At 62.3% G+C, this 18,426-nt stretch carries 15 protein-coding genes; 2 read left to right on the forward strand and 13 right to left on the reverse strand.

What is annotated here, in order from left to right:
- Nucleotides 1-251 precede the first annotated feature (251 nt).
- The gene (gene katG / locus CO671_RS20295) at nt 252-2,435 is read right to left on the reverse strand and encodes a catalase/peroxidase HPI (protein WP_097607492.1); all 2,184 of its coding nucleotides are present in this window, start codon (nt 2,433-2,435) and stop codon (nt 252-254) included.
- Between the two features lie 144 nt (nt 2,436-2,579).
- Between katG and CO671_RS20300 the strand changes: the two genes are divergently transcribed.
- Nucleotides 2,580-3,518, forward strand: coding sequence for a hydrogen peroxide-inducible genes activator (locus CO671_RS20300; protein ID WP_097607417.1), 939 nt, complete (start codon nt 2,580-2,582; stop codon nt 3,516-3,518).
- On the opposite strand, the gene CO671_RS20305 is transcribed toward CO671_RS20300, so the two are convergent.
- From CO671_RS20305 to panC, 3 genes are all read right to left on the reverse strand, one after another.
- Nucleotides 3,508-4,908, reverse strand: a complete 1,401-nt coding sequence (locus CO671_RS20305; protein WP_245425007.1) for a VWA domain-containing protein — start codon at nt 4,906-4,908, stop codon at nt 3,508-3,510. The two genes, CO671_RS20300 and CO671_RS20305, sit on opposite strands and share 11 nt — an antisense overlap.
- 177 nt (nt 4,909-5,085) lie before the next feature.
- A complete protein-coding gene (panB, locus tag CO671_RS20310) occupies nt 5,086-5,907 on the reverse strand; it encodes a 3-methyl-2-oxobutanoate hydroxymethyltransferase (RefSeq protein ID WP_097607419.1) in 822 nt (273 codons plus the stop codon).
- Nucleotides 5,904-6,797 carry a pantoate--beta-alanine ligase gene (gene panC, locus CO671_RS20315; protein ID WP_097607420.1) on the reverse strand — a complete coding sequence of 298 codons (894 nt, stop codon included), beginning with the start codon at nt 6,795-6,797 and terminating at the stop codon, nt 5,904-5,906. The genes panB and panC overlap by 4 nt, the downstream gene beginning before the upstream one ends.
- Nucleotides 6,798-7,070: 273 nt before the next feature.
- Here panC and CO671_RS20320 point away from each other — a divergent pair, with 273 nt between their 5' ends.
- Nucleotides 7,071-7,553, forward strand: coding sequence for a ProQ/FINO family protein (locus CO671_RS20320; RefSeq protein WP_097607421.1), 483 nt, complete (start codon nt 7,071-7,073; stop codon nt 7,551-7,553).
- Nucleotides 7,554-7,644: 91 nt separating this feature from the next.
- Here the strand turns inward: CO671_RS20320 and repC are convergent, their stop codons facing one another.
- The 9 genes from repC to CO671_RS20365 all read right to left on the reverse strand — a co-directional run bounded on the left by repC (nt 7,645) and on the right by CO671_RS20365 (nt 18,197).
- On the reverse strand, nt 7,645-8,928 hold the full coding sequence (gene repC, locus CO671_RS20325) for a plasmid replication protein RepC (RefSeq protein ID WP_097607422.1): 1,284 nt from the start codon (nt 8,926-8,928) through the stop codon (nt 7,645-7,647).
- 214 nt (nt 8,929-9,142) lie between these two features.
- Nucleotides 9,143-10,117: a plasmid partitioning protein RepB gene (gene repB / locus CO671_RS20330; RefSeq protein ID WP_097607423.1), complete on the reverse strand. Its 975-nt coding sequence runs from the start codon at nt 10,115-10,117 to the stop codon at nt 9,143-9,145.
- Nucleotides 10,118-10,186: 69 nt separating this feature from the next.
- Nucleotides 10,187-11,395 (reverse strand): plasmid partitioning protein RepA, encoded by a 1,209-nt coding sequence (gene repA, locus CO671_RS20335; RefSeq protein ID WP_097607424.1) that lies wholly within the window; start codon nt 11,393-11,395, stop codon nt 10,187-10,189.
- 242 nt (nt 11,396-11,637) lie between these two features.
- Nucleotides 11,638-12,699, reverse strand: coding sequence for a sn-glycerol-3-phosphate ABC transporter ATP-binding protein UgpC (gene ugpC, locus CO671_RS20340; RefSeq protein ID WP_097607425.1), 1,062 nt, complete (start codon nt 12,697-12,699; stop codon nt 11,638-11,640).
- Between the two features lie 22 nt (nt 12,700-12,721).
- Nucleotides 12,722-13,576: a sugar phosphate isomerase/epimerase gene (locus CO671_RS20345; RefSeq protein ID WP_097607493.1), complete on the reverse strand. Its 855-nt coding sequence runs from the start codon at nt 13,574-13,576 to the stop codon at nt 12,722-12,724.
- A 27-nt stretch (nt 13,577-13,603) separates the two neighbouring features.
- Nucleotides 13,604-14,842, reverse strand: a complete 1,239-nt coding sequence (locus CO671_RS20350) for an ROK family transcriptional regulator (protein WP_097607426.1) — start codon at nt 14,840-14,842, stop codon at nt 13,604-13,606.
- Between the two features lie 43 nt (nt 14,843-14,885).
- Nucleotides 14,886-15,728 (reverse strand): carbohydrate ABC transporter permease, encoded by an 843-nt coding sequence (locus CO671_RS20355; protein ID WP_097607427.1) that lies wholly within the window; start codon nt 15,726-15,728, stop codon nt 14,886-14,888.
- Nucleotides 15,725-16,654 carry a sugar ABC transporter permease gene (locus tag CO671_RS20360; protein WP_088686130.1) on the reverse strand — a complete coding sequence of 310 codons (930 nt, stop codon included), beginning with the start codon at nt 16,652-16,654 and terminating at the stop codon, nt 15,725-15,727. The genes CO671_RS20355 and CO671_RS20360 overlap by 4 nt, the downstream gene beginning before the upstream one ends.
- A 244-nt stretch (nt 16,655-16,898) precedes the next feature.
- Nucleotides 16,899-18,197 carry an extracellular solute-binding protein gene (locus CO671_RS20365; protein WP_097607428.1) on the reverse strand — a complete coding sequence of 433 codons (1,299 nt, stop codon included), beginning with the start codon at nt 18,195-18,197 and terminating at the stop codon, nt 16,899-16,901.
- Nucleotides 18,198-18,426 lie beyond the last annotated feature (229 nt).

The raw sequence follows: 18,426 nt of genomic DNA on the forward strand, positions 1-18,426 counted from the left end.
TCCAGCCACCGCGCGTCGGCGCGGTGAATGACTCTTTTGAAAACAATTGAGTCTCCTGCGCCCAAGGACTTGGGCGCGTTGGATCCCTGTGACGAGCACAGGGATGAGGAAAGGAAAAGTAGTGCCCGCACCGCACCACCATCACGCGCGTGGAGAGTTGAAAGGCCGGGCGGTCGCGGCCACCCAAGGCACTCGCATAAAAAAGCCCGGGCGCAGCCGAAACCGCGCCCGGGCAAAGTTTGCTAAACCGATCAGACGAGATCGAAGCGGTCGGCGTTCATCACCTTGGTCCAGGCGGCGACGAAGTCCTTGACGAACTTCTCCTTGGTGTCGGCCTGGCCGTAGACTTCGGCGAAGGCGCGCAGCTGCGAGTGCGAACCGAAGATCAGGTCGACGCGGGTGCCGGTCCACTTGGCGGCACCCGTCTGACGGTCGCGGCCTTCATAGACGCCTTCCTTGCCGGCGGGAACCCACTGCGTGGCCATGTCGAGCAGGTTGACGAAGAAGTCGTTCGTCAGCGTCTCGGGACGAGAGGTGAAGACGCCGTGCTCGGGGTTGCCTGCCTTCAGCACGCGCAGGCCGCCGACGAGGACGGTCATCTCGGGACCGGTCAGCGTCAACAGCTGGGCGCGGTCGACCAGTGCTTCTTCCGGCTTCATGAACTGCAGGCGCTGGCCGTTCACATAGTTGCGGAAGCCGTCGATGCGCGGCTCGAGCGCTGCGAAGGAATGCGCGTCCGTCTGGGCTTCGGAAGCATCCATGCGGCCCGGCGTGAAGGGCACGCTGACGGCGGTGCCGCCGGCTGCCGCAGCCTTTTCGACGCCGGCAGCACCGGCAAGCACGATCAGGTCGGCGAGCGAGACCTTCTTGCCGCCGGTCTGGGCGGCGTTGAAGTCCTTCTGGAGGCCTTCGAGGACGCCGAGCACCTTGGCGAGCTGGGCCGGCTGGTTGGCGTCCCAGTCCTTCTGCGGAGCAAGGCGGATGCGCGCGCCATTGGCGCCGCCGCGCTTGTCGGAGCCGCGGAAGGTCGAGGCCGAGGCCCAGGCGGTCGAAACCAGCTCCTGCACGGAAAGGCCGGTGGCGAGAACCTTCGCCTTCAGCTCGGCAATGTCCTTGTCGTCGACGAGGGGATGGTCGACGGCCGGGATCACGTCCTGCCAGATCAGGTCTTCGGCCGGAACCTCAGGGCCGAGGTAACGCACCTTCGGGCCCATGTCGCGGTGGGTCAGCTTGAACCAGGCGCGGGCGAAAGCGTCGGCGAACTGATCCGGATTCTCCAGGAAGCGGCGCGAGATTTTTTCGTAGATCGGATCGAAGCGGAGCGAAAGATCCGTGGTCAGCATCGTCGGGACATGCTTCTTCCCCGGCTCATAGGCATCCGGGATTGAAGCTTCGGCGTTCTTCGCCCGCCACTGATGCGCGCCGGCCGGGCTCTTCGTCAGCTCCCACTCGTAAGCAAAGAGGTTTTCGAAGAAGTAGTTGCTCCACCTGGTCGGCGTCTGCGACCAGGTAACCTCGAGGCCGGCGGTAATGGCGTCCTTGCCGACGCCCGTGCCGAACGAGCTCTTCCAGCCGAGGCCCTGGTCCTCGATCGCGCCGCCTTCCGGCTCGGCGCCGATGAAGGACGGATCGCCGGCGCCATGCGTCTTGCCGAAGGTATGACCGCCGGCGATCAGTGCCACGGTTTCCTCGTCGTTCATCGCCATGCGGGCGAAGGTTTCGCGAATGTCGCGCGCTGCAGCGACCGGGTCAGGATTGCCGTTCGGACCTTCGGGATTGACGTAGATGAGGCCCATCTGCACGGCGCCGAGCGGTTCGGCCAGCTGGCGTTCGCCGCTATAGCGCTCGTCGCCGAGCCAGGTGCCTTCAGGACCCCAGTAGAGCTCTTCCGGTTCCCAGACGTCGGCGCGGCCGCCGGCGAAGCCGAAGGTCTTGAAGCCCATGGATTCGAGCGCGACGTTGCCGGTGAGGATCAGCAGGTCGGCCCAGGAGATGCGGTTGCCGTATTTCTGCTTGATCGGCCAGAGCAGGCGGCGGGCCTTGTCGAGGTTGGCATTGTCCGGCCAGCTGTTCAGCGGCGCAAAACGCTGCTGACCCTGCCCGGCGCCGCCGCGGCCGTCGGTGATGCGATAGGTGCCGGCGCTGTGCCAGGCCATGCGGATGAACAGGCCGCCGTAATGGCCGAAGTCGGCCGGCCACCAATCCTGCGAATCGGTCATCAGCGCGTGAAGATCCTTCTTCAGCGCGTCGAGATCGAGCTTCTTGAACTCCTCGGCATAGTCGAAATCCTTGCCCATCGGATCGGCGCGGCCGGAATTGTGATGAAGAATCTGCACGTTCAGCTGGCTCGGCCACCAGTCACGATTGGCTCGGCCGCGCGGCGTATTGCCATGGGCCACAGGACATTTGCCTGCGGTGTCAGTGGGGTTGTCCATGATCGTCTCCTTCATTGCTTGATCTGTCTGCGGTTCAAAAAGATGAGCCGAGCTGGCGCCCCACTCTCTCCCTTGCAGTCTTCATATCGGAAGCGTTCAATAATTTTAAGTTGGATTTACTGATTGCTGCGATAAGCTGAGCTTATGAAAAATCTTACCCTGAAACAGCTACGTTATTTTGAAGCCCTGGCAAGGGATGGCCGCTTTCGCCGTGCCGCCGATGCCTGCGCCATCTCCCAGCCGGCGCTCTCCATGCAGATCAAAGAACTTGAGCAGGAGTTGGGCAGCGAACTCTTCGAGCGCAGCGCCCGTGAGGTGAAGCTCACCCCCTTCGGCCAGACCTTTGCGCTGCGCGTCCGCGATATCCTGCGCGCCGTGGACGAGCTCGGCGAGTTTGCCCGCGCCTCCCGCGACAGCTTCCTGACGCGCCTGCGCATTGGCATCATCCCGACGATCGCACCCTATCTGCTGCCGGCGATTATAAACGATCTCAACAAAAGCTTCGCGGGGATTCAGATCGAGGTGCGCGAGACGCAGACGGCCAAGCTGGTTCAGGAGCTGGCGCAGGGCCAGCTGGATATGGCGATCGTCGCGCTGCCGGTGTCGGAACCCTCGCTGACCGAGCTCGAGCTGTTCAAGGAAGAATTCGTTCTGGTCAGGCGGCACGAGGATGGCGGCAAGCCGGTGCCCGAACGCGAGGTGTTGCGCGAAATGCGGCTGCTGCTGCTCGAAGAGGGCCACTGCTTCCGCGACCAGGCCCTGTCGTTCTGCAAGGTCGGGCCGGCCCGCCCGCGGGAAATCATGGAAGGCAGCTCGCTTTCTACCCTCGTCCAGATGGTCGGCGCCGGCATCGGCGTCACCCTGATCCCGGAGATGGCCGTTCCCGTCGAAACGCGCTCGGCCCACGTCTCGATCTCCCGCTTCCCGTCACCGCAGCCATCGCGAACCATCGGCATGGTCTGGCGCAACTCCACGCCGATGGCCAAGCAGCTGCAGGAGGTCGCCGAGGCGGTGCGCCGGTCGGCGGAGACGATGCGCGAGCAGTATGCCGGTGGGGCGGCAGCGTTCGCGATTACTGCGTGAGCCGCAATGTATCTCCGCGAATGGCCGCCGCGATCGTTTCATAGACGGTCTTGATCGTCGCCGGTGATGCGGTGAAGAAATGCGCGGTGTTGGTGGCGCAGTTGCGGATGTTCACCACATCGGCATCGGCACTGTAGGAAAGCGTATAGATTTCGATGCCGCTCTTCTTCATCGCCGTGCACGCGGTCTGCATCGCGGCGGTGGCGAATGCGTTGCACGCCGACGATTGAGTTTGCGAGCAGATCCAGTCGAACTTGTCGTTGGGGTCGTATTTGGTGTTCATTTCGCCATCGGTCATGAACACCATGACCTTATGCACGGAATCGGAGACGGGTGCGGGTGAGGATTGGTCTCCCCACACGCCCTGCCACTTCGGCGAGAGCGTATACCATCCCGCGACCACGCCTGCATCCAGCCGGGTGGAGCCTTCGGATGTCAGGTTCTTCACGACGCTTTTAAGATAGGCGAAGTCGCCGGTCAGCGGCGTGACCGGTGGCGGGCAAAAACTCGTTCCCGATTTGGGATTGGCGTCCATGGCGACGAAGGCGGCGGTACCGGGCGGCGCGTCGCCCATGCCGTCACCGATCGCACCGGTATCCCTGACCTCGACGTCGGCACGTGGCTCGATGCAGCCCATCCAGTAGTAATTCTTCGAGGTGGACATGACAGGCGTGACGCCGTCGATCCAGTAAGAGAGCTTGTAGCTGGAGGAGGTGTAGACCGATTTGGGGTCGGTCCAGCGCTTGGGAACCGCAGCCGTTCCATTGTAGGATTTGAGCCATGCCGTGTTTGCCAGGCCGAAATTGACGCGGCTGGAAAAGGGCACGATCGATATCTTGGTTTTGTCGACGAGCGATGTGTTGGAGGAAAAGGCCTGGAGAAAGCCGGCGACCGCGGTCTGCATCGGCGTGAAGCGGTTCTCCTCGATCATCGAGCTCGACACGTCGAGCACCAGCGCGATCTCCAACTGCTTTACTCCCGGCAAAGCCGCACAGGACCGGATGCTGATCGGAACGGACTGGATATTGGCCAGTTTCATGAAGGTGGTGGGCACGGCGTCCGCCACGTCGAGGCACAGTTCCGACTCGTCGCTCGCCACCTCCGGCTTGCCGGCGACGGCGGTCTCGAACTCGCCATTCGCCGACAGGAAGGCGTTGATCGTCTTCGCTATCGTCGCTTCCGGCATGCCGGACTTGTATTTGGCGGCGGCCGCGAGCACGGCCGAATCCGCGGCCGCCTGCAGCTCCGTCCGGCCATTATAGGCTCTGATGTAGTCGATGGATGCGCCGACCGCGAGAAGCATGGGTACGGCGACCAGGATGACGATGATCGCGACGGCCCCGTCGCGATCATCGATCAGGCGGGAAAGGAAGGACAAACGAGGGGGCATAGGCATCGGCTCGAAATTCAGATCTCTCTTTGGTTTCGAGCAGCGCTATGGCGGCAACCTTAACGACATGGAAACGCCCCGTCGCGCGGGGGCGGCAGGGGACATTTTCCGACGCGAATCGTACAACCGGCTCTGATTGTGGATATCCCGCGCGTTTGAAGGGCGGGCGCCCTCGCCTTACGAGCGGCGTTTGAACGTGTGTTCGGCTGCCGGGAATTTCCGCGTGCGCACCTCGCCAGCATAGGCGGCGGCGGCATCCGCAACTCTTTTGCCGAGCTCGTCGTAACGCTTGACGAAACGTGGGGTGAAATCGTTGAAGAGCCCCAGAATGTCGTCAGAGACCAGAACCTGGCCGTCGCAGGCGGCGGAGGCGCCGATGCCGATGGTCGGTATGTGCATGGCTGAAGTCACCTCGCGAGCGAGCGGTTCCACCGTGCCTTCGATGACGACGGCGAAGGCTCCCGAACCGCCGATGGCATGCGCGTCGCGCCGGATCTTCGAGGTCTCGTGTTCGGAGTGCCCGACGGATCGATAGCCGCCGGCGGTCTGGACCTGTTGCGGCATCAGGCCGATATGCCCCATGACCGGAATTCCGCGCTTCGTCAGGAAGGCGATGGTCTCGGCCATCTCCTCGCCGCCTTCCAGCTTGACGGCGTCGCAGCCGGTTTCCTGTAGAATGCGGACGGCGTTGCGGAAGGCGGTCTCCTTTGATTCCTGATAACTGCCGAATGGCATGTCAACGACGACGCAGGCCTTGGCGACGCCGCGCATGACCGCTTTGCCATGTGCGATCATCATATCGAGCGTGACGCCGATCGTGGTCTCCATGCCATAGAGCACCATGCCGAGCGAATCCCCGACCAGCAGCAGGTCGCAATGCTCATCGAGCAGACGCGCCATCGGCGTGGTATAGGCGGTCAGGCAGACGATCGGTTTGCCGCCCTTCATGGCCGAGATGCGGGCTGGCGTAAGACGCTTGTGGGATCCGACCGCACTCATCTGCTTACTCCCTTTCCCGGCAAGCTCCGCTCGCCGATAGGCCTGTTGCCCCCGATGACCCTGTTGTCGAGAAGCCGTGTCGAACCGATCCGCACGAAGAGCGCGACGACGACCGGCGCGGTGATGGAATTGACCGGCTGTAGCGTCGAGGCGTCCCTGACCGCAACGACCTCGGGCTTTGCCAGAGGTTCGCGTCCAAGAAACGCCGTCAGCTTTTCTTCGAGCTCCGCGGCATCCGCAAGACCATCGGCGACGAGACGCTCCGCCTCGTCGAGGGTCTGAGGGATGATCACCGCGGCATGCCGCTCCGCCTCGCTGAGATAGACATTGCGCGACGACAAAGCCAAGCCGTCGCTGTCCCTGACGGTCGGCACCGCAATGACACGCACCGGCACGGCCAGATCATCCACCATGCGCTTGATGATGATGACCTGCTGATAATCCTTCTCTCCGAAATAAGCGGTTTGGGGCTGCACGATGTTGAAAAGTTTGCAGACGACTGTCGCAACACCGGCAAAATGCCCGGGCCGCACCGCGCCTTCCAGCTCGCGGCCGAGATCGGGAAGGTCGACGACGGTCTGCATCGGGCGGGGATACATGTCTTCGACGCCGGGTGAAAAAAGGAAATTGACCCCGGCCTGTCTCAGCATGGCTGCGTCGCGCTCCAGATCGCGCGGATATTGGCTGAGATCTTCTGCCGGGCCGAACTGCAGCGGATTGACAAAAATCGAGACGACGACGATGTCGTTCTCGGCGCGAGCGCGTGCGACAAGCTGCATATGACCGGCATGGAGGTAACCCATCGTCGGAACGAGACCGACGGTCCTTCCCTGCCGCCTCAGCGCATCGAGCGTGTGGCGCAGCTCGTCAATGCTCGAGAAAACCCGCATATATCCTCCCTGCGGCCGGTCGCTTGATCTTGGCCGCGGATAAGAAGTGTAATCGATGCGGCAGGTCAATCCTACATTTCTCAAAAAAACGATTAGATCACACGCCGGCGATAACACCGGGCTATATCCCTCCCGGAAAGGGTTTTCGCCGGGCGGTTCGCCTCCCGCCTCTTAGACGCTTGCAGCGGAACCGACGACGTGCGACTTCCGTTACTCGCGCTGTCGTCAAGATACCATCACAGTCGGTCGTTATGGACGTCGCATGGAGGACACATGGATAAGCCCTGGAAGGTCAGCCGCGGACCGATTGCGGCAAGCGAGCTCGACGTGGAGAAGGCAAACGCGATCAACATGCTGTTGATCCGGCCGGTGGGAGTTCTTCCTGCCAAAGCGGGAGATCCGATCCTCCCCTTTGCCGTCGGTCTTTTCAACGAACTCCGCCCGCTCCTGAAACCCGATGCCGGCGTCACGACCCTGAGGCGTGCGACCGCCGCCTATGTCCACTGCCGGCGCTATTACTTCGCCAGCGCCCAGCCCGATTCCATGCGCCACGGCCTCGACGGCGATCCGGTGGAACCACTGTCGTCGGAAGACCGGCTTGTCGCGCAAAAGCGTTTTCTGAGCCTCAAGCAGGGCACCGCCAAGGCTGAGGCGCCTGAACAGCCCGCCCCTGTCCCGCCTCCGCTTCTGAGCAAGAACGAACAGATCCGCGCAGCCCTGCTCAGCAAGAAGAACGCTTCGGCCCGAGTGGGATAACGCGCGATCGCAGAAATAGAGATGGTGTCCATAAGCAGATAGGCCGCGCCGCGCTGACAAACCTGAGCCGAGTGCGAGGCGAGCTTCACACTCATGCGTCGATCCCGCCGGACGACCGGCCTTTGAGGCGGAGCAGCGCCATTAACATCGGCCCGAGTGCGAATTCGCCCATTCTGGCCCGCCGCGTCAGGTCCCGCAGGTAGCCACCCGGGGAGTTGATCTGCTCAGCCCTCTCCAGGATGCACGCCATGACAATGGCGGTATTTTCTGGTCCCATCATCGCCATCGCCTCCTCATAGGCCGAAGCGCTGACGCCAAGCATTGTGCGCACGACCATGGCCGCCGCCATCAGATCACGCCCGTTGGCGACCGTGCCGCCCGGTCCGTAGCCGGCGATATCAGGGCAGGCTCGCAGGACCGTGGCGAGAGAGAAGGATTTCAATCTCGCGGAATCTAACCGGGCATCAGCTCGGACTTCCTGCCGACCATCCCCTCGCCTGCCCTGCTTGTGACTTTCCTGCCCGACCGCCGGCTGATCTCGCCTGGCCTCCTGCGTTCTTTCCAAGGCTGGTTCAGATTCAGATAAGGATTCGGGATTCGAATTCTGTATGTGGCGCTCACTCTGGGATTCATTGCTGCTCGCAATTTGTGTTTTCTCATGTGATTCCAATGTGTTGATGATACCGAGGCGGATCGTTTCCAGCTCTTCGAGCAGCGGCGGGAGATTTTCGAGTGTTGCCGCCTTCGGGATGCGCTGCAGCAGTGCATGAAACAGCGAAGCGACACGCTCCCACTCGCCGGGAACGGCTTCCTCGGCGGCTGCGGCGATGAGCTTGGCGATGTCGCGCCGGCAGATCGTCAGCCGCTCTTTCATTGCCCGCAGCATCTGCCGGTCGACGGCGATGCTGGCTGCCATCGCTTCGATCTCGATGGCGCGGGCAAGAAGCGGTGCGAGACTGAAGCCATAGGCCTCGTCGATGCCGCCTGCCCTGCCGCGGCGGACGTAGCGCTTGCCGTTCGGGCTGTCCTTGCGGGAGATCAGGCCCGCCTCGACGAGCACGGCGAGATGCCGGCGCAGTGTTGCGGCGGCCATGCCGCGTGCTCTCAGCGAGAGCTGCGTATTCGAGGGAAAGACCACCAGCCCTTTTTCGCTGGAGAGCTCGTCCTCGGGATAAAAGCTCAGCAGCGCATCGAGCACGGTGAGCGCCCGGTCGGTCACGCCGAGCCCTGCCCGGGCCTCGCAGACCGATCTGAACAATTTCCATTTGTTGCGCGTCGTTCCGGCCGCCATCGCTTCGCCGCGCCGCTGTTTCAGCAGCAAGGCAAGCGACATCGGCCGCCGCCCGAAGGGCGTCGTCACAGATTCACTCTCCATTTCCTTCACCTCTATTCAGGCAAAAGAAATCCGCTCACCGAAACGATGCGAGGGTTGAGGGCACTGCAGCGTCATTGCCGCATCTGAAAAGACGCGGGCGGGCGCTTCAGGACTCTTGACTGGGATTCGTGAAAATGCGATTCTCTGTCTTGCTTAAGGATGTGAGAAGGGCTTCCACGACTCGTTCGTTTGGGGGCCTTTTTCTTTTGCGGTTTCAGTCTCCTTGTTTGCCCTCCTCGGCGAGGAATTGCTCGTAGAGCGCATCCAGTCTGCCGGAGAGAAATTCCCCGAAGCGGCCGGCATTTTTCGCCTTCATCGAGAGCGAGAACGCCTTGCCGTCATTCTTCATTTCCGCCTGGACCGCCTTGTCCAGCGGCTGCCATGTCACCTTCCTGGCGGCGGTGGTCTTCCTCACCGGCCGCGCGCTTTTGTTGAGCGCCGCGTAGAGCGCTTCGAAACGTTTGTCGGAAGGTAACCGATGAAAGTCGTCGCCTTCGAGGACCTTGGCGACATCCGCCGCATTGGCCGATTTGCCGGCGAGCAGCGACAGCTCCACCCAGCGTTCGCGCCCGATGCCGGGGGCCGGGCCGATTGCATGGACGACCTCCTGCGGCAGCCGCTCCATGACCGACATCATCTTCGAGACCGAGGCCGCATTGGCGGCGAGCGCCGTCGAGATTACCTCCCTGTCATGGCCGAGCTCTTCCAGGCGCTTGGCGAAGAGCGCCCGCTCGATGAAGGTGAGGTCGGCGCGGGCCGAATTTTCCTGGCCCTGGGCGATGACATGGGTGCGGTCGTCGATCGCCTTGACGACGGCGCGGACATTGCGGCCGAGTTCGCGGGCAGCGCGCAGGCGCCGGTGGCCGAAGACCACCTGATAGCGCCCGTCGATCTTGCCATGGGGGCGCACCAGGATGGGCGTGTCCTGTCCACGCGTGCGGATCGCCTCGACCAGCGCGCGGAACGCCTCGTCGTCTTCCGACAGCCGGTCCTTGACGAATGAGGCCTCGATGGTGTCAGGGTCGAGATCGACCACCGCCTCGCCCTCGAGGAATTTCTCCGCCTGCTTGGCCAGTTCGTCCAGCGAGCGCACGAGCGAGCGGCCTGCCCCGCGCATCGGATAGTTCGGCGCGCCGGCGCCCTCGTCAGGCATTTCGGCCAGCCCCTCAAGGAGATTCTTTCGTGCCATGACTTTCTCCGATTGCGGTCAAACAACTGATTCGGTTGAAGGAAACCGTGAATTTGTCAGCCGACAAATTCACCGTCCCCATGCCTGGTGAATGAGGCCGGCGATTTCGGCATTGACGGCGTCCATCGCCTCGATCGCGCGATCATAGGTTCCCCGGTTCATCGAGGATCGCTCGACCTCGTAAAGCGTCTGCTTGGTGATGCCGGCATCCGAGATCGCCGTCGATTTGACCATCTGGTGCTTCAGCATGAATTCGTGGAACATGGTCGACATGAAGCCGACCATCTGCGCCTGCGGCACATCTGTTGGTTCGTAGCGGGTGATGAGATAGCGGTACCAGGAAAGGTTCACCTCGGCGCCGGCCGCGCGGATGGGCTTCAGGATGCCGCCGAGCATCAGCAGGAACTGGCCCATCGACATGACGTCGAGCATCTGCGGATGGATGGTGATCAAGACGCTGGTCGCCGCCGTCAGCGCCGTCAGCGTGAGATAGCCGAGCTGCGGCGGACAATCGATGACGACGACGTCGTAGCGGTCGTCGACTTCGGCAAGCGCCCGCGAGATGCGCGTGAAGAAGGTCTTGCCGTCATTGCTCGATTTGTCGGCCATGGCGAGCGGCGTGTCGTATTCGTATTCCTGCAGATCCAGATTGGCCGGCACGATATCGAGGCCGGGAAAATTGGTGCTGTGGATGATCTCCGAGAGCTTCTTCTTCTCGCCGTCATAGCGGATCGCCTCATAAAGCGAGGAGGCCTGGTCGAATTCCGGCTGGAAACCGTGCAGGGAAGAGAGCGAAGCCTGCGGATCGAGATCGACGGCGAGCACCCGATGGCCGGTCAGCGCCAGATGCTGGGCGAGATGGGCGGCCGTCGTCGTCTTGCCCGAGCCGCCCTTGAAGTTGACGACGGCGATGACCTGCAGCTTCTCATTGTCGCGGCGATGGGGCACATACATGCGGCTCTCGGAGCGGCCATGCGCGTCGAGATAGCGCCGGAGCTCCAGCATCTGCTCGGCGCTGTAGGAGCGGCGTCCGGAAGGCGAGGTCCTGGGGCAGGGGCCTTTGCCTTCGAGGTGCAGTTTCTTCAGCGTGCTTTGCGACGCCCCGACATAATTCGCGACCTCCGCCAGCGAGAAGCTGCGCAGCGTCTTCTTCGCATTGGGCGGAAAACGCTGCACGCTGAGCAGATGCAGCTTCTTCGAAATCACGTCGCCATGTTCGAGAATCTGATCCTCGAAATGCAGTGGTGCTGCCTTCAAGGCATTCAAATTAGCGTTCATCGGCGGCAATCTCTCGGATAACGATTTTCGGGATCAAAAGCCCCTCTAACCGTTATTATCCGCGATTCTCCGATACCGGCCAAGAATTTTAAGGTTAACGGATATTAACCTTTTAATTGCGCGTTCAAGCACTTGGGCAGTACTGCATCGATGTCTGAAGGGCCTGAGCCATTTGGGGCCGGGGGCGCGGAAAACGCGCCCCCGGCGGCGCCCGGCCGAAGGGGAGGGGGCATTCGGCGGGCTTAACTCAACGGCGCTTCGCCTGTAGTGATCCGTTGTTCGTCCGCGGCGAAGAGGTGCACGGCATCGTGGATCGGCGCGATCTTCAGTATATCGCCGGGGGTGGCCCTGATCCGCTCACGGAAGACGCAGGTGATCGTCTGCGCTCCCAGCCGGACGAGGACAAGGGTCTCCGAGCCCGTCGGTTCGACGACGATCGTTGTCACCTCGATGCCGTCGGGGTCGAGCCTGATATGTTCGGGACGGATGCCGTAGATGACGGCGTTTGCCGGGCGGCGCTCGCTCGGCAGCAGCAGGCCATCCTCAGTGCGGAAGCCGTTCTCCGTCATGCTGCCCTCGATGAAATTCATCGCGGGCGAGCCGATGAAGCCGGCGACGAAGAGATTGCTCGGCCGGTCGTAAAGTTCGAGCGGCGAGCCGGACTGCTCGATCAGCCCGTCCTTCATGACGACGATCTTGTCGGCCATGGTCATGGCTTCGATCTGGTCGTGGGTGACGTAGATGGTGGTCGTCTGCAGCCGCTGATGCAGCTCCTTGATCTCCGAGCGCATCTGCACGCGCAGCTTGGCGTCGAGGTTCGACAAGGGCTCGTCGAAGAGGAAGACGGCGGGATCGCGCACGATCGCACGGCCCATGGCGACGCGCTGCCGCTGGCCGCCCGAAAGCTGCTTCGGATAGCGCTCCAAGAGATTTTCGAGGCCGAGGATCTTGGCGGCATTGCCGACCCGATGGTCGATCTCCGATTTCGGCATGCGCTTCAGCCGCAGCGAGAAACCCATGTTCTTGGCGACCGTCATATGCGGATAGAGCGCGTAGTTCTGGAACACCATGGCGATGTCGCGATCCTTCGGCGCCAGCTCGTTGACGATGTGCTTGCCGATCTGGATCTGGCCCGAGGTGATGCCTTCCAGTCCGGCGATCATCCGGAGCAGGGTCGATTTCCCGCAGCCGGAGGGGCCGACCAGCACGACGAACTCGCCGTCGCCGATATCGACCGACACGCCTTTGATGGCTTTGAACGCGCCGTAATCCTTGCGCGCATTGTTGACCGAAACATGAGCCATGAAACTCCTCCAGGATTCGCCGTCAAAGTGCGTTCAAGACACTCTTGAGATAATCGAGGCCGAGGCGTTCGCCCTCCTTGCGCGCAGAGAGATCCTTGCCCGGCCAGCCATAGGCGGCATCCTCATGCTCGATTGAGAGCGTGCCATCGAAACCATGTCCGCGCGCCTGGCTGAGGAAACGCGGCCAGTCGAGAAGGCCGAGCCCCGGCAGCTTGTATTGCCACCAGCCCCTGCCGTGATAGCCGATCGCCTGCAGCGCCTGCTTGTCGATCGCGGTATCCTTGGCATGCAAAATGGCGATGCGATCCTTCACCGCCTCCATCGCGTGATAGGGATCGACGCCGATGCGGATGAGGTGCGAGGGATCGAATTCGAGCCCGAAGCGGCGATCCGGGATTCTGGCGAAAAGCTCCTGCCAGCCCTTCGGCGTGGTGCCGATGAAATTGTCTTTCGGTCCCGGCCAGTTTTCGATCGCGAAGGTGAGGCCGGAGGATTGCGTCTCGGCGATCAGACCGTTCGCGAAGTCGGCGAAATCGTCATAATTGGCCTCATCGCTCGCGCTCTCGTCCCGGCCCGGGAAGATCACGAAGATCGGCACGCCGGTCTCGCCGATCGCCTGGGCGAATTCCGCCGTCCTCGCCCTGAGTTCCCGGCGCTTGTCGCGGTCGGCATCGAGCTGGTTGCCGAAATAGGTGATCGATGAGACGAAGAGGCCGCGGTGCCTCGCAAGCGCGACGGCGTCCGCCACCCGGTTCGGCGTCTTGATGTGGCCGCCGACATCGATCTCGATGGCGTCGAAACCGGCCGAGGCGGCGAAATCCGCCACTTCCTCCAGCGGGCGGTCATTGAATGTCGAGGTATAGAAGCCGATCTTCACCATATCCTCCCGGGCCTTGCGGCCGTTTCAACTGTTCAGCCGGTCCATGAATTTGAGCGGCGAGCGCGTGCGTTGCGCCACATCCGCCGATGCGAGCATCAGGGCAGCCGCCATCGGCATCGCCGCCGCGCCGATCGCCGAGGCGTCCTCGCCGATCGAGGCGCGATGCAGCGAGGGCAGGTTGGTATCCTCGGCGTCGAGATGCTCGTGCACATAACGCAGCAATTCATCGACGATGCGGATCGGCAGCCTGCCGCCGACGAGCACGGCGTCGGGATCGACGATCATGGCGATATGTTTGACGGCGACCGCCAGATGGGCGCTCATTTCCTTGAGCCACTGCGAAACGAGCCGCCTTCCATGCGCGTCGAGCGTCAGCAGGTCCTGGGGAACGCTCACTTCGATGCCGTGTTTGGCCAGGAAATCATAGAGGAAGAACAGCGAGAAGATCTCGCCGAGAAGCTGGACCTTCTGGCCTTTGCCGTCGCGGCCGTCGGCGATCGGCAGCCAGCCGATCTCGCCGCTGAGGCCCATGGCGCCGCGATGGCCGTTGCCGTCAAGCACCAGGCCGCCGCCCGGGCAGGCATTGACGGCGATATAGAAGAAGCTGCTGCTTTCGGCGCCGAGGCCGTAATCAAGTTCGGCAAGGGCTGCGGCATTGGCCTCGTTCTCGATGAAGACGGGGTGCTGCGTCAGGTTCTCGAGGGCGGCGCGCACATCGAATTCCGTCCATTCCTGATAGGCATCCGGCTTGCCGAGCAGCGAAATTTCGCCAAGCCAATCCGGCACCGCCAGCCCGATGCCGCAAAGGCGCGCATCGTCGATCAGCCGGCTGCGCTGGAAATGCGAGATCGCATCCGATGTGAGCTGCATGAATTCGCCAGGCAGGATGAAGCGCTTTTCGTGATGGACCCGGGCGCGGACATTGCCGACGGCATCGACGGCGAGGATCGTCAGATGGTCGCGATCGATATTGATGCCGATGGCGTAAGAGGCATCCGGATTGATCTCCAGCTCGATCGCCGGCTGGCCCCGCAGCCCGTGGCGACGGCGGGCTTCCATGATCAGGCCCTCGTCGAGCAGCCGGTCGACGATGCGGGCGATGGCCGGTTTGGTGAAGCCGGTCCGCCTGGCGATTTCGGCGCGCGAGATCGGCGCCTGGCGATGGATGCAGCGCAGGACGACGGCCCTGTTGTGCTCGCCCGCATCTTCGACATTGGCCCCCGTCAGATCCGGGGAGAGCCTGGCGCTGAGCGTCTGGTTCATGCGTTCGATCCTTCCTCACGCGTCAAGAATGAAGCAGACCGTCTCATCCCTTCACCGCGCCGCTGGTCATCGCGCCGAGGATCAGCCTCTGCAGCGACAGGAAGGCCACGATCGCCGGAACGACCGAGATCAGGCAGGCGGCGGCAAGCAGCTGGATGGACGAGTCGGTCTGCATGCCGCGGAAGTTAAAGATTCCAACACCGATCGGCATCAGGTCATTTTTGGTGAGCAGCAGGAAAGGCACCAGGAATTGCGACCAGCCGGCAATGACGGTGATGATGAAGACCGAGGCGATGCCCGGCGCCGACAGCGGCAGAATGATCCGCCAGAAGACCGAGAACCGGTTGCAGCCGTCGATCATCGCCGCCTCATCGAGGCTGCGCGGAATGCCGTCGACCGTGCTCTTCAAGAGCCAGGTCGCAAGGGGAACACCGAGCGCGATATAGACCATGACGACGGCAAAATGCGTATCCAGCATTCCGAGCCGGTTCATGTAGCGGTAGAGCGGCACCATGATGACGAGCGGCGAGATCATCTGGAAAAGCAGCAGCCCCATCATCGACAGGCCCTTGCCGCGGAAATTGAAGCGGGAAAAGGCGTAGGCCGCGGGCAGCGCCACGATCAGCACGCCGAAGCCGCTGAGCGCCGCGAGCTTGAGGCCGTTCCAGAGATAGATCGGGAAATAGCTGTTGTTGAGAACGGTGATGAAATTGTCGACGGTCGGATTGTTGGGGATATAACGCGCCGCGCCGCGATAGATCTCGCGCTTGTCGCGCATCGCCATCGACAGGAGATAGGTGAGGGGGCCGGCGAAGAAGATGAACATCGCCAGCATGAAGAGATAGCTCACGGCATCGCCGAGCCGTGTTCCGGTGCGTTGGCTCATTGCTCTTCCTCCTTCGGCAGGAACGAGGCGTAGATGAATGCGAGCCCGAGGCTGATGATCAGCATCAACACGGAGAGCACGCTGCCGCCGGAGAGATCGTAGTTCCGGAAGACGATGTTGAAGACATAGAGCGAGATGACCTCGGTCGCGCGTCCGGGACCGCCGCCGGTCAGCGTGATGATCGCATCGAAGGTGTTCACCGTCTGGATGGTGATGAGGATCATGTTGACGAGGATGGCGGCGCGCAGCTGCGGCAACGTGACGAAGAAGAACTGTTGCGAGGCGGTGGCGCCGTCGACTTCGGCGGCTTCATAAAGCGAGGGATCGATCGCCTTCAGCGCCGCATACATGACCACCATGGAAAAGGCGGTGCCGCGCCAGATATTGGAGATCAGCGTCGACCATGGCGCGATGGCGGGATCCGAAAGCCAGGCAACGGTCGGCATGTGCATCAGCCTCAGAATGCTGTTCAGCGCGCCGTAGGGCGCTTCGGAAAACAGCATCTGCCAGATGATGCCGCCGGCAATGCCGGGCACGACCCAGGCGACGAGCGCCGTCGTTCTCAGGATCGTCGTGCCGAACAGGCCGCGCTTTTCGCCGCGGATGACGGTGACGGCGACGGCAAGGCCGAGGATCTGCTGGCCGATCACGCTGCCGCCGACGAAGATCAGCGTCGCCCATAAGATGTCGGGCAGCTGCGGCGAGCTCAGCGCATTGGTGATCGAGCCCAGCGTGTAGTCCTGATTGTCGCCGATCAGCGTCGCATTGGTGAAGGAAAGCCGGAAAACATCGATGACGGGGTAGAGATAGAATATGCCGATGACGATGATCACGGGCATGATCCAGGGCAGGGGCGCACCGGCGAACCGGCGCATGAACGTTCTGCTTTGAGGCGGGCTGTCGGCCTCGATGGCAATAGGGCTCATTGGCTTCTCTGTCCGGGTTTGGCAAAGCCGGCGACGCCCGCGGGCAGGCGCCGCCGCTGTCTGAAGCGTTGGAGATCGCCGCTGCCCCTCACCCTAACCCTCTCCCCGTTCTGACGGGGAGAGGGGACGTGCCCCGCGAGGCGCTGGTAAGGGACGGAGAGCTTGCGGCTTGTCCCTTCTCCCCGTCAGAACGGGGAGAAGGTGGCGGCAGCCGGATGAGGGGCTGGCCACGAACGCCGCAGCATCACAGCCGCTTGTAGGCCTCCATCGCCGCGCTGAATGCGGCATCCAGAGCCTCTTCCGGTTTCTTCGTGCCAGACAGCACGTCGCCCATCATGATCTGGATCTGATTGGATATTTCAGGATAGATCGGCACGCCGGGGCGGGCCTGGCCGTTGACCAGAGCCTGGGCGAAGGTCTTGTTGGCTTCGGTGGAGAAGACCTCGTACTTGTCGAACAGCGATTTGCGCGTCGGCAGCTGCTGCTGCAGCGCATTGGCCGGGCCCATATAGACCTCGCGGGCGAGGTTGGCGCACATCTCGACCTTGTCCTTGTCCTTGCTGAAGGAGGCGATGGTCCAGCCGCCGGTGCCGGTCGAGCGTTGATCGGCCGTCGGGCCGGGGATGGGCGAGAAGGTCCAGTTGGCGAACTCGTCTTCCTCCAGCGTCGTCTTCAGCTGCGCATATTGCCAGTTGCCGCCGATGAAGAGGGCGGTCGTGCCGGCTGCTGCCGCCGCGTTCATGTCGTCGTAGTTGGCGATGGTGCTGACGCGTTTGGGAGCCGCGCCGGAATCGACGAGATCCTTGAAATAGTTGAGCGCCTTCAGGAATTTTTCCTTGTTCTCGCCTTCGCCGAACACCGGCTTGCCGCTGTCGTCGACGAGTTTGCCGCCGAGCGCCCAGTAATTGGCGAGCCAGTCGAAGGTGGTGCCTTCCCAGCGCCCGCCGTTGAAGAGCACGCCTTCCATGCCTTCCTTGGTGGAGGCAAGGGCGGCCGTTTTCAGGTCGTCCCAGGTCTCAGGCGCATCTGCTACAATCGACTTGTTGCGGTAGAGCACGCGAAGGTCCGTATCCCACCACCAGGCGCGCACCGTCTGGTCCTTGTCGGTGATGCCGGTCCGGATGAAGGGGAAGAGATCGTCCACCTCTTCCTTCGAGAAATAGGGCGTGAAGTCGGCCAGCACTTTGTTGACCATGAACTGCGACAGCACGAAGGAGTCGACGGCGGCGCAATCCGGCGCATTGCCGGCCTTGGCCTGCTCCAACATCTTGGCCTGTTCGGTGCCGATGTCGGAGGACATGAACTGCATCTGCAGTTTCCACTCGGGATGCTTCTTGATGAATTCGACGAACAGCTTCTGATAGCCCTCCGCAATGGCGGGGTCGGAATTGTTCGGGCTGTCGTTGGTCAGGCGGACGACGAGGGTTTTGGCGGCATCGGCGAGGCCGATCCGGTCTTTGCTAGCTAGTTCCTGGGCAAAAATGGCGGATGCTGAAAATAAGATAGTGCTCAGCGCCAATGCGCTGACGGTCGCGCTCTTCATGATGGGTCTCCTCCCCATTTTGAACGATTACAGCCTGGCGGTCAGTTGACCTCTCCTCATTTCCGTGCTGCATTAATTAGATTAAGTTACTTTGATTTGATGTCAAGCCAGAGCTTTGGGAGGATCGAGATGCTGGCGACATTCAACACCAGCTAGCGCGCCGCCGGCGAAAATCGAGTCGACTTCGCGAGGTCATGCGCCGGTCCGCCACGTCGAAGCGTCTATCCTG

This window comes from Rhizobium sp. M10, from assembly GCF_002531955.1.
GTDB lineage: Bacteria > Pseudomonadota > Alphaproteobacteria > Rhizobiales > Rhizobiaceae > Rhizobium > Rhizobium etli_C.